This is a genomic window from Pseudomonas sp. S34 (genome assembly GCF_009866745.1).
Classification (GTDB): domain Bacteria; phylum Pseudomonadota; class Gammaproteobacteria; order Pseudomonadales; family Pseudomonadaceae; genus Aquipseudomonas; species Aquipseudomonas jessenii.
The window spans coordinates 478,796-490,872 of the sequence record NZ_CP019398.1 but is presented as its reverse complement, the minus strand read 5'-3'; the positions used below and the strand labels follow the sequence as shown (position 1 = coordinate 490,872).

Annotated in this window: 7 protein-coding genes; 4 read left to right on the top strand and 3 right to left on the bottom strand. The window is 59.2% G+C overall.

The genetic code is table 11. The annotated features are described in order from the left end of the window. Positions 1–88: 88 nt before the first annotated feature. Complete coding sequence (gene putA, locus PspS34_RS02140) at positions 89–4,039, top strand: trifunctional transcriptional regulator/proline dehydrogenase/L-glutamate gamma-semialdehyde dehydrogenase (protein ID WP_150811925.1); 3,951 nt, start codon at positions 89–91, stop codon at positions 4,037–4,039. A gap of 256 nt (positions 4,040–4,295) precedes the next feature. After that, on the top strand, positions 4,296–6,098 hold the full coding sequence (locus PspS34_RS02135; protein WP_154861153.1) for an acyl-CoA dehydrogenase: 1,803 nt from the start codon (positions 4,296–4,298) through the stop codon (positions 6,096–6,098). Between the two features lie 140 nt (positions 6,099–6,238). On the opposite strand, the gene PspS34_RS02130 is transcribed toward PspS34_RS02135, so the two are convergent. Next, positions 6,239–8,176, bottom strand: coding sequence for a methyl-accepting chemotaxis protein (locus tag PspS34_RS02130; RefSeq protein ID WP_102671116.1), 1,938 nt, complete (start codon positions 8,174–8,176; stop codon positions 6,239–6,241). A gap of 340 nt (positions 8,177–8,516) precedes the next feature. Here PspS34_RS02130 and PspS34_RS02125 point away from each other — a divergent pair, with 340 nt between their 5' ends. Next, positions 8,517–9,296, top strand: a complete 780-nt coding sequence (locus PspS34_RS02125) for a hypothetical protein (protein ID WP_154861154.1) — start codon at positions 8,517–8,519, stop codon at positions 9,294–9,296. Between the two features lie 125 nt (positions 9,297–9,421). Here PspS34_RS02125 and PspS34_RS02120 read toward each other — a convergent pair whose 3' ends face one another. Both PspS34_RS02120 and PspS34_RS02115 read right to left on the bottom strand, forming a co-directional pair. Next, positions 9,422–9,724 (bottom strand): cell division protein ZapA, encoded by a 303-nt coding sequence (locus tag PspS34_RS02120; protein ID WP_154861155.1) that lies wholly within the window; start codon positions 9,722–9,724, stop codon positions 9,422–9,424. Then, entirely contained in the window at positions 9,721–9,951 is a 231-nt protein-coding gene (locus PspS34_RS02115; protein ID WP_090452750.1) for a hypothetical protein, read from the bottom strand. Before PspS34_RS02115 ends, PspS34_RS02120 begins: the two co-directional genes overlap by 4 nt. A gap of 369 nt (positions 9,952–10,320) precedes the next feature. On the opposite strand from PspS34_RS02115, the gene PspS34_RS02110 reads away from it, so the two are divergent. After that, a complete protein-coding gene (locus tag PspS34_RS02110) occupies positions 10,321–11,946 on the top strand; it encodes a methyl-accepting chemotaxis protein (RefSeq protein WP_102671119.1) in 1,626 nt (541 codons plus the stop codon). Positions 11,947–12,077 lie beyond the last annotated feature (131 nt).

The following is a 12,077-nucleotide window of genomic DNA, read 5'->3' as shown; positions in this document are numbered from 1 at the left end:
GTTGCACCCGGTTGCACCTCAACAGTCGCACGGCTAATCTTGCCGCCAGCTGATGCCACGCAGTCGTGGCAAACATGAGGATAAAAACATGGCTACCACCACCCTTGGGGTCAAACTTGACGACCCGACCCGCGAACGCCTCAAGGCCGCCGCGACCTCGATTGATCGCACACCGCACTGGCTGATCAAGCAGGCAATCTTCAATTACCTGGAAAAACTCGAGGGTGGTGCAACCCTGTCCGAGCTGAACGGTTCGACCAAGGATTTCGACGACTCCGTCGACGCGCCTCTGGATCACGCCCACCAGTGCTTCCTTGAATTCGCCGAAAGCATCCTGCCGCAATCGGTACTGCGCGCGTCGATCACCGCCGCCTACCGTCGCCCTGAGCCGGAAGTCGTGCCGATGCTGATCGAGCAGGCTCGCCTGCCGGCACCGATGGCCGAAGCCACCAACAAACTCGCCGCCTCGATTGCTGAAAAACTGCGCAACCAGAAGAGCGCTGGCGGCCGTGCCGGCATCGTCCAGGGCCTGTTGCAGGAGTTCTCCCTGTCGTCCCAGGAAGGTGTGGCGCTGATGTGCCTGGCCGAAGCGCTGCTGCGCATCCCGGACAAAGGCACCCGCGACGCCCTGATTCGCGACAAGATCAGCACCGGCAACTGGCAGCCGCACCTGGGCAACAGCCCGTCGCTGTTCGTCAACGCCGCCACCTGGGGCCTGCTGCTGACCGGCAAACTGGTGTCGACCCACAACGAGGCTGGTTTGACGTCGTCCCTGAGCCGCATTATCGGCAAGAGCGGCGAGCCGATGATCCGCAAGGGCGTCGACATGGCCATGCGCCTGATGGGCGAGCAGTTCGTGACCGGCGAAACCATCGCCGAAGCCCTGGCCAACGCCAGCAAGTTCGAAACCAAAGGTTTCCGCTATTCCTACGACATGCTGGGTGAAGCCGCACTCACCGAGCACGACGCACAGAAGTACCTGGCCTCGTACGAACAAGCCATCCACTCGATCGGCAAAGCCTCCCACGGTCGCGGGATTTATGAAGGCCCGGGCATCTCGATCAAGCTGTCCGCCCTGCACCCGCGTTACAGCCGCGCCCAGTACGAGCGCGTGATGGACGAGTTGTACCCGCGCCTGCTGTCGCTGACCCTGCTGGCCAAGCAATATGACATCGGCCTGAACATCGACGCCGAAGAGGCCGATCGCCTGGAGCTGTCACTGGATCTGCTCGAGCGCCTGTGCTTCGAGCCGCAACTGACTGGCTGGAACGGCATTGGTTTCGTGATCCAGGCTTACCAGAAGCGTTGCCCGTACGTGATCGACTACGTGATCGACCTGGCTCGCCGCAGCCGTCATCGCCTGATGATCCGCCTGGTAAAAGGCGCGTACTGGGACAGCGAAATCAAGCGCGCCCAGGTCGAAGGCCTGGAAGGCTACCCGGTCTACACCCGCAAGGTGTACACCGACGTGTCCTATATCGCTTGCGCCCGCAAGCTGCTGTCGGTACCGGAAGTCATCTACCCGCAGTTCGCCACGCACAACGCCCACACCCTGTCGGCCATTTATCACATCGCCGGTCAGAACTATTACCCGGGCCAGTACGAGTTCCAGTGCCTGCACGGCATGGGTGAACCGCTGTATGAACAGGTTGTAGGCAAAGTTTCCGAAGGCAAGCTGAACCGTCCGTGCCGCGTGTACGCCCCAGTCGGCACCCACGAAACCCTGCTGGCCTACCTGGTGCGTCGCCTGCTGGAAAACGGCGCGAACACTTCGTTCGTCAACCGTATTGCCGACCAGTCGATTTCGATCCAGGAACTGGTGGCCGATCCGGTAGCCAGCATCGAGCAAATGGCGACCGTGGAAGGTGGTTTCGGCCTGCCGCACCCGCGCATTCCGCTGCCGCGTGACCTGTATGGCTCCGAGCGCGCCAACTCCAGCGGCATCGACATGGCCAACGAACATCGTTTGGCATCCCTGTCCTGCGCGCTGCTCGCAACCGCACACAACCACTGGAAAGCGGCGCCGATGCTCGGTTGCGCTTCCAGCAGCGAAGCCCCGGCACCGGTCTTGAACCCGTCCGATCTGCGTGACGTGGTCGGCCATGTGCAGGAAGCGACCGTCGAAGACGTCGACAACGCGATCCAGTGCGCCCTCAACGCTGCACCGATCTGGCAGGCCACGCCGCCCGCCGAGCGCGCCGCGATCCTGGAACGTGCCGCCGATCTGATGGAAGCCGAGATCCAGCCGCTGATGGGCCTGCTGGCCCGCGAAGCCGGCAAGACTTTCGCCAACGCCATCGCCGAAGTGCGTGAAGCCGTGGATTTCCTGCGTTATTACGCGGTGCAGGCACGCAACGATTTCACCAATGACGCTCACCGTCCGTTGGGCCCAGTCGTATGCATCAGCCCGTGGAACTTCCCGCTGGCGATCTTCAGTGGCCAGGTGGCTGCTGCATTGGCCGCTGGTAACCCGGTATTGGCCAAGCCTGCGGAACAAACGCCGCTGGTCGCCGCTCAGGCCGTGCGCCTGATGCTCGAAGCCGGCATCCCGGAAGGCGTGTTGCAACTGCTGCCGGGCCGTGGCGAAACCGTCGGTGCCGGCCTGGTCGGCGACGATCGCGTCAAAGGCGTGATGTTCACCGGCTCCACCGAAGTCGCGCGCTTGCTGCAACGCAACATCGCCGGCCGCCTGGACAGCCAGGGTCGTCCGATTCCGCTGATCGCCGAAACCGGTGGCCAGAACGCGATGATCGTCGACTCCTCGGCACTGACCGAACAGGTTGTGATCGACGTGGTGTCCTCGGCGTTCGACAGCGCCGGCCAGCGTTGCTCGGCTCTGCGTGTACTGTGCTTGCAGGAAGATTCCGCCGACCGCGTCATCGAAATGCTCAAAGGTGCCATGGCTGAAAGCCGTCTCGGCAACCCTGAGCGTCTGTCCGTGGACATCGGCCCGGTGATCGACGCTGAAGCCAAGGCTGGCATCGAGAAGCACATCCAGGCCATGCGCGACAAAGGTCGCAGCGTGTACCAGGTGGCCATCGCCGACGCCGAAGAAGTCAAACGCGGCACCTTCGTGATGCCGACACTGATCGAACTGGAAAGCTTCGACGAACTGCAGCGGGAGATCTTCGGCCCGGTGCTGCACGTGGTTCGCTACAAGCGCAAGGACATCGATCAACTGATCGGCCAGATCAACGCTTCCGGCTACGGCCTGACCCTGGGCGTGCACACCCGCATCGACGAGACCATTGCCAAGGTGATCGACAACGTCAACGCCGGTAACGTCTACGTCAACCGCAACATTGTTGGCGCAGTAGTAGGCGTGCAGCCATTCGGCGGCGAAGGCCTGTCGGGTACCGGCCCGAAAGCCGGCGGCCCGCTGTACCTGTACCGCCTGCTGTCGACCCGCCCTGCGGATGCGATCGAACAATCCTTCGCTCGCGGCGATGCTGCCGCAGCACCGGACCTTCGTCTGCGCGACGCCATGAGCAAGCCGCTGACCGCCTTGAAAGCCTGGGCCGACAACCACAAGTTCGCCGACCTGAGCACCCTGTGCGTGCAGTTCGCCGCACAATCGCAAAGCGGTATCACCCGCCTCCTGGCCGGCCCGACCGGCGAACGCAACAGCTATGCGATCCTGCCACGGGAACACGTGCTGTGCCTGGCGGAAGTCGAAGGTGATCTGCTGACGCAACTGGCGGCGGTATTGGCTGTCGGCGGTTCGGCGGTATGGCCGGAAGCTGACATGACCAAGGCCTTGTTCGCACGCCTGCCGAAGGACATTCAGGCGCGCATCAAGCTGGTTTCCGACTGGAACAAGGACGAAGTGGTGTTTGATGCGGTTCTGCATCACGGCCATTCCGACCAGTTGCGTGCAGTGTGCCAGCAGGTTGCCAAGCGTGCCGGCGCCATCGTTGGGGTTCAGGGCCTGTCGCAGGGCGAAACCAACATTGCGCTGGAGCGTCTGGTGATCGAGCGTGCGTTGAGCGTCAACACCGCTGCGGCGGGTGGTAATGCCAGCCTGATGACTATCGGCTAACACCGATACGCCAGGCAGCCGCAATGGCTGCCTGGCAATCAAATCCCTGTGGGAGCGGGCTTGCTCGCGAAAGCGGACTGTCAGTCAACTTAAATGTTGAATGTGGCGACCTCTTCGCGAGCAAGCCCGCTCCCACATTGGCTTTGTGGCGCCTGCAAAGCCTCTGCTCTGCCCAATTATCACGCTCATCAATCATGCTATTCAGCATAAATTCACAAGCCTAGACTCGGTCCACTCCAATAAAAGGTAGGCCGCCATGTCCGAGACGTTGCTCAGTTCCCGTAATCTGGCTTTCGAGCTGTATGAAGTCCTTGATGCCGAGGGCCTGACCCAGCGTGAGCGTTTCGCCGAGCACAACCGCGAAACCTTCGATGCGGCCATCGGCACCGCCCGCAGCATCGCCGAGAAATTCTTCGCCCCGCACAACCGCAAGGGCGACGAGAACGAGCCGCGCTACGAGAACGGTCAGGCGATTCTGATTCCGGAAGTGAAACCGGCGGTAGACGCCTTCCTCGAAGCCGGTTTCCTCAACGCCGCGCGCAGTTTCGACGCTGGCGGCATGCAGCTTCCTACGCTGCTGTCCCAGGCCTGCTTCGCGCACTTTCAATCGGCCAACGCGGCTTCGACGTCCTATCCGTTCCTGACCATGGGCGCGGCGAACCTGATCGAGAGCTTCGGCACCGATGAGCAGAAGCGCCGCTTCCTGCAACCGATGATCGATGGCCGCTTCTTCGGCACTATGGCCCTGACCGAACCCCACGCAGGCTCGTCGCTGTCGGATATTCGTACACGCGCAGAACCTGCGTCTGACGGTACCTATCGCCTCAAGGGCAACAAGATTTTCATCTCTGGTGGCGATCATCCGCTGTCGGAAAACATCGTGCACATGGTGCTGGCCAAGCTGCCGGACGCACCGGCCGGGGTGAAGGGCATTTCGCTGTTTATCGTGCCCAAGTTCCTGGTCAACGACGATGGCAGCCTCGGCCAACGCAACGACGTGTTGCTGGCAGGGCTGTTCCACAAGATGGGTTGGCGCGGCACCACCTCCACCGCACTGAATTTCGGCGATAACGGCGAGTGCGTCGGCTATCTGGTGGGCAAGCCGCACCATGGTTTGAGTTACATGTTCCAGATGATGAACGAGGCGCGGATCGGCGTCGGCATGGGCGCGGTGATGCTTGGTTACGCCGGCTATCTGTACTCGCTGGAATACGCCCGCGAGCGTCCGCAGGGCCGCGTGCCAGACAGTAAGGACCCGAACACTGCACCGGTGGCGATCATTCAGCATGCCGACGTGAAACGCATGCTGTTGACGCAAAAGGCTTACGTCGAAGGTTCGTTTGACTTGGGTCTTTATGCGGCGCGACTGTTCGATGACACCACCACGCTTGCGACCGAAGCCGAACGCAAACAAGCCCATGAACTGCTGGATTTACTGACACCGATCGTCAAATCCTGGCCGTCGGAGTTCTGCCTGAAAGCCAATGAACTGGCGATCCAGATCCTCGGCGGCCACGGCTACACCCGCGAATACCCGGTGGAGCAGTACTACCGCGACAACCGCCTGAACCCGATCCACGAAGGCACCCACGGTATTCAGTCGCTGGACCTTTTGGGCCGCAAACTGGCGCAGAACGGTGGCGCGGGGCTCAAGCAACTGATCCGCCTGATCGCCGACGCTGGCGAGCGAGCACAGGCGTTTGATTCATTGACGCCCCTGCGCGAGCCGCTGGAAAAACTGGTTACCCGCTTGCAAACCGTGACCATCGGCCTACTGACTGATCTGGCCCAAGGCAAGGTCAACAGCAGCCTGGCGAACTCGGCGCTGTACCTGAAAGTGTTTGGTCACACGGTGATCGGCTGGCGCTGGCTGGAACAGGCGATTCGTGCCGAGGAAGGTTTGACCAAGGGTAATGCGGCGGATGTGGCCTTCTATAAAGGCAAGCTGCAGGCGGCGCACTACTTCCTTACGTGGGAAGTGCCAGGTTGCCATCATGAGCTGGCAATTCTTGAGGCTCGGGATGATGTGTGCCTGGGGATGCAGGATGAGTGGTTCTGATCAAAGTTTTGTGGTGCTGCTGAAATCCATTCGCGAGCAAGCCCGCTCCCACAGTTGCCGGTGTGAAACATCAATTTTGTGTACACCAGAAAACCTGTGGGAGCGGGCTTGCTCGCGAAGAGGCCCGCACAGGCGAAACATCAGCTCAGCTTGAACCCACCCATCTGCCGCGCCAAATCATCCGCCAACCGCTGCAACGTCTGGCAATCATCCCGACAGGCCCTGACCTCCCCCGCCGTCGCCCGCGCCAGGTCGGAAATCCCCTGTACGTTCCGGTTGATCTCCTCGGTCACCGCCGATTGCTCTTCCGTCGCCGTCGCCACCTGATGGTTCATGTCGCTGATGCGCTCCACTTGCCCGGTAATCGCGGTCAACGAAGCCCCGGTACGCTGGCTGGACTCGACACCCGTGCCGGTCGCGGCTTGCCCGGAATGCATCGACGAAACCGCATTCTCCGCCCCCTGTTTGAGACTGCCGATCATCTGCTGGATTTCATCGGTAGACGCCTGCGTACGCCGCGCCAAAGTCCGCACTTCATCGGCCACCACGGCAAACCCGCGCCCCATGTCCCCGGCTCGCGCCGCTTCGATAGCGGCGTTGAGCGCCAGCAGGTTGGTCTGCTCGGAAATCCCCCGAATCACCGCCAGCACCTGGTCGATCGACGCCACTTGATGGGCCAGTTCACCCACCGCTGTGGCCGCAACGCCGATTTCGTCAGACATGCTTTCGATATGGCGGATCGAGCCACCCACCACTTCCCGTGCCTGCATTGCCTCATCCCGAGCCGTTTGTGATGCGAGCGCCGCATTACCGGCGTTATGGGCGATTTCCTGAACGGTCAGGCCCATTTCATGGACAGCGGTTGCCACCATGTCGGTCATTTCCTGTTGGCGGCCGGAGCGCTCAGCGGTGTTATCCACCACCCGTGCAACCTGGCCGACAGCGGTGCGCAGTCGCTCACTGGTGGTCAGCACTTCACCAATCATGTCGCGCTGGCTGTCGAGAAAGCGATTGAAGCCGCGCGCCAGATCGCCCAGCTCATCGGCGCGACTGGAATCTAACCGGTGGGTCAAATCTCCACCACCGCTACCGATGGCAACCAGTGCCGCTGTTACCTGACGAATCGGCCGCACCAACCCACGGGCCAGCAGCACCACCAGCAACAGACACACAATCGCCACCGCCAGGCCGATACCGCTGCTCATCCACATGGCGCGTCGGGCTTCGGCGTAGATCTGCGATTGCGGCACTTCGGCCACCAGCGTCCAGCCGAGATCGCGCAAAGGCAGACTCAACGCGAGAAAGTCTTCGCCATCACGCTGGAAGCTGCTGTTGGTGGCAGTTTTTTGACCCATGACCGCTTGCGCAGCTGACTCGCCAATCTGCTCGACCAAGGTACGCTTACCGCTGAATTGCGCCTCGGGATGAACCTGGATCAAACCGTCGGAACGCACGAGATAGACCTTGCCGCGCTCACCGAAGCTGAAGTTGTGGATCAGCTCCGACAGCTCTTTCATGCTCAGGCCAAGCCCGGCAACGCCCACGACTTTACCGGCCTGCTCGACTTTGAGGTCGATGAACAGCGCCAATTCTCCGGTGGCCGTGTCGTTGTCGATATTGAGGGTGCGCGGCTGGTTGCTGTCGAGGAACGAGTAGAACCAGGCGTCCTTGGGATTGGAACGACTGAGGGTGCGGTCCAGGCCTTTTTCGGTAATGTAATGGCTGGACGCGGTGCCGATGATCAGCGCGGTAAAGGCTTTGTGCTCGGCGCGAATGCCTTCCAGATACTGCGCGAAGCTGGCGGTCCTGGCGCTGTCCTCACCCCCGGCCAGCCAGTCGCGCACCATGCTGTTGCTGGCGATGTCCTTGGCGGCGGTAAGGGGTTGAACGAGGATCCGCTCGATGTCGTTGCGCATCGCTTCGATGCTCGACGGCAACGCTTGTTCGACCAGATAGCTCTGGGCGAGGCGGTTGACCACCAGGGTATAAATGCCAACCACAATCAGGATACTGACCAGCAGGGCGGTGCCCATGCTCAGGATCAACTGCCATTGAATACTGCGTCGCCAGAACTGCATGGAGCACCCCCAAAGAATAAGAGGCTGAAACACTGCAACAGCCGTGCCGATTGTATACAAACCAACCGACAATCTATTCTTTGGTTGTGCGCAAAGCCGATCAGGCCTGATTGATCGTCTTGGAAATCACTTCAACCGTGGCGCTGACTTACGTCTGATTACGGTCAGTCACCATCCAGTACCAGCATACGAAATGAGAAAGATAAATCGATTAACCTGTCATTTGTAACAGGTCACAGATCGACTTTTGCCCCTTATGATCCGTACCTCAAATACGGAAGTTTGAGATTCAAGTTCTAACACACCATCAACGGGCAAGCGTAACCTGAGGACAATTCTCATGACAACTAAAATTGAGATCACATCAGAAAAAATCATGCCGCAGAATGATGCAATTAGATTCGCCGATGTTGGAGACCACTTCGATTTAGACGGCGGAAGAGAAAACTATATTGTAAAATCTAAAACCTTCAAAGCAAACTTCGAACCAATCCACAACTTTCCAAGAGACATAACAATCAAGTTAATTTTAGAGCGCGCAGAATCAACATATGAGCTGGAAACATCAGTTATTAACTCAACACTTGAGAGACCACCTGCTATAATTGGCGACATTTGCATCACACCTCAAGGTACCTTTAAACTCATTAGCCAAGCCTTTATGATTCGCACTAATGGCCTCTATTTCCCTAACTGGCACTTCGATGCGGTTAACGAGGCTGCTGATTCACTTAACCCTGAACATCAAGATGATCCTGAAGCTGACGATCCAATCTGGGTAACCCTAAATGAATCAATTAAACTTTCCCACCCCGGAAATTCTTACAATTTTAACATCCCAAACAACCCACCGACATATATGGCACGCTCCAAAAAGTTCATTAGCCATAAAATGGACGGGAGCGAATGGAGCATCGAGACGATTGTAGAAGCTGCGGGACATCAGGATATTCAGCTAAATACAAACGTTGAGGCCCGACTAGGTATTTTGCCTTATGCCAAATCCGGCGATATTGTACTAAACGCAGACAATAATCTTTACAAAGTCGAATTTAAACTCTTCAGTCGAAGCCCTTCATCGCACCTCTATTCTTTCGGCTTAGGATTAGAAAATATTTGATCGACAATAATGATGACAAATCAAGAGAGGGAGGCTTACCGCCTCCCTTTTGAACATGCCGATTAATGAAGAAAATTACTCCCGAAAAGCCCTCGCTGAATACCCTCGAAGAAAAAGTCCTCCTGTCAACCTTGGCCTATTGTTCTAGCAATCGTCTCAACCGTGGCGCTGACTTGCTCTTGGTAACGGTCGAGGTCGAGCTTGTGCTGTTTCTGCATTTCGATCTGCTGGGAGCACAGATTCATCGCCGCCAGCACCAGCAATCGGTCACCGATCAGCGTCGGGTACTTCCTCTTGGTTTCGGCCAGGGCTGCCTTCAACATCATCGCGGCGTCCAGCAGGGTCTGTTCTTCCCCGGCCGGTGCCTTGATCGAATAGTCCTCCCCCAGGATCGAGACGACTTTTACCCCTGCGGCGTTGTAACTCATGCGCTGACAGGGCCTGCGCTGACGCGCTCAACCAGGGCCTGGATGCGAGCCGCCGTGGCGCCTTGCTTCTCTTCCTGCTCCATCAGGTTCAGTTGCAGGCTTTCATTTTCATCCTTGGCCTGGGCCAGTTCTGCGGTCAGGGTCTGGTTGGTGCCGAGCAACGTCTGGTTCTGTTGCACCAGGTCACTGACCAGTTGTTCCAATTGGCTTAGGGATGCTTCCAACATTTTGATTTTCCGGGCTTTTTCAAAGGGCGCGTACGATAAAGAAAAGTCACCCTGGATGCCAGGGTTATACAGGCGCAAAGCCTTGATTTTGCTGACAAGTGACCTTTCTCGCGAACTGTAGAGACTGTGATACCCCGATCTGGTTCCTGCACTTCGTCGCCCGCCTATGCAGGAGCGAGCTTGCTCGCGATGGACGTGAACGATATCGCGCCCTGTCTGAATGATTGCGTTGTCCATGCGTTTTTCGCGAGCGGGCTCGCCCGGTCGCAGTAAAAACGCGCAAGGACTCAAGACTTCAGTCCGGCGACCGATAAGCCATCCATACAGCAGCCTCAGCCCCGCGCGGATGCGCTCTTCTCGGTGATTGCCATGTCCCTTCGTAATATGAATATCGCCCCTCGGGCGTTCCTCAGCTTTGCCCTGATTGGCGGCTTGATGATGGTTCTGGGGGTGTTTGCCTTGAATCAGATGAGCAAGATCCGCGGCGCGGCCGAGAACATCACCAACAACAGTGTGCCGAGCATCAAGAGCCTGGACGACTTCACCCAGCTCACCTTGCGCCTGCGCGTGCTGTCCTATCGCTTGCTGGTGAACCGCGAGCCTGATGTGCAGCAGAAAACCATGGAACTGCTGGAGACGCGCAACCAGCAGATTCGCACGGCCCAGGCAACCTACGAAAAGCTGATCGCCAGCCCGCAGGAACGTGCGACCTACGATCAATACGTACAGCTGCTGGGTCAATACCGCCAGATCGAAGACCGGATGAAGACCCTGTCGCGCAACAATCAGGTCGATGAATTGCGCAGCCTGCTCAACACCGATTTGCTCAACAACTCCGAAGCGGTCAACACCGTGTTGAACCGCCTGCTGGAGATCAACACCCAGCAGAGCCACGACACCAACCAGCAGTCGGCGGATCAATACGATTCGGCGTTCAACCTGGTAATCACCCTGTTGGTGATCGCCACCGCCTTGACGCTGCTGCTCGCCTGGTTGCTGACCAACAGCATCACCCAACCGATCGCCAATGCCCTGGGCGCCGCCGAACAGATTGCCGAAGGCAACCTGACGCGCCCGATCACCGTTGACGGCCAGGATGAAGCCGGCCGTTTACTGCTGGCCATGTCGAAGATGCAGGAAAAACTGCGCGACACACTGCAGCGCATTTCCGGCTCGGCCACGCAACTTGCGTCTGCCGCAGAAGAACTCAACAGCGTCACCGACGAAAGCGCCCGCGGCCTGACCCGGCAGAACAACGAAATCGAACAGGCTGCCACCGCAGTCAACGAAATGACCAGCGCCGTGGAAGAAGTCGCGCGTAACGCGGTCAGCACGTCCGAGGCCTCGAAGAACGCCACCACATCTGCCGGTGACGGCCGTGACCTGGTGCAGGAAACCGTCAGCGCCATCGAACGCATGAGCGCCGACGTGCAGAGCACCGCGACCCTGATCGGCGACCTGGCCAACGAGTCCCGTGACATCGGCAAGGTACTGGATGTGATCCGTGGCCTGGCCGACCAGACCAACCTGCTGGCCTTGAACGCCGCCATCGAGGCCGCGCGCGCCGGTGAGGCCGGTCGTGGTTTTGCGGTGGTGGCCGACGAGGTACGTGCCCTGGCTCACCGCACCCAGCAGTCGACCAGCGAGATCGAACGCATGATCGGCAGTATCCAGAGCGGCACCGAGCACGCGGTGGATTCGATGCGCAACAGCACCGAACGCGCCGAATCGACCCTGAACATCGCCCGCGGCGCCGGGATGTCGCTGGACACCATCAACAGCGCCATCGTCGAAATCAACGAGCGCAACCTGGTGATCGCCAGCGCCGCTGAAGAACAGGCACAGGTGGCCCGTGAAGTGGATCGCAACCTGGTTAACATCCGTGACCTGTCGGTACAGTCGGCCACCGGGGCGAATCAGACGAGTGCGGCGAGCAATGAACTGTCGCGCCTGGCGGTAGACCTGAACACCCTGGTTGGGCGGTTTAGCCTTTAACGAGCACCGCTGACTCTGTGGCGAGGGGGCTTGCCCCCGTTGGGCTGCGCAGCGGCCCCTTCCCTGTTAACCGCGTACATCCATTAAATCGCATCTACCGGATTTACGACTGCTTCGCAGCCGAACGGGGG

Coding starts and splice junctions, on each gene's coding strand:
- putA (WP_150811925.1), top strand. CDS start 89: ATGGCTACCACCACCCTTGGGGTCAAACTTGACGACCCGACCCGCGAA.
- PspS34_RS02135 (WP_154861153.1), top strand. CDS start 4,296: ATGTCCGAGACGTTGCTCAGTTCCCGTAATCTGGCTTTCGAGCTGTAT.
- PspS34_RS02130 (WP_102671116.1), bottom strand. CDS start 8,176: ATGCAGTTCTGGCGACGCAGTATTCAATGGCAGTTGATCCTGAGCATG.
- PspS34_RS02125 (WP_154861154.1), top strand. CDS start 8,517: ATGACAACTAAAATTGAGATCACATCAGAAAAAATCATGCCGCAGAAT.
- PspS34_RS02120 (WP_154861155.1), bottom strand. CDS start 9,724: ATGAGTTACAACGCCGCAGGGGTAAAAGTCGTCTCGATCCTGGGGGAG.
- PspS34_RS02115 (WP_090452750.1), bottom strand. CDS start 9,951: ATGTTGGAAGCATCCCTAAGCCAATTGGAACAACTGGTCAGTGACCTG.
- PspS34_RS02110 (WP_102671119.1), top strand. CDS start 10,321: ATGTCCCTTCGTAATATGAATATCGCCCCTCGGGCGTTCCTCAGCTTT.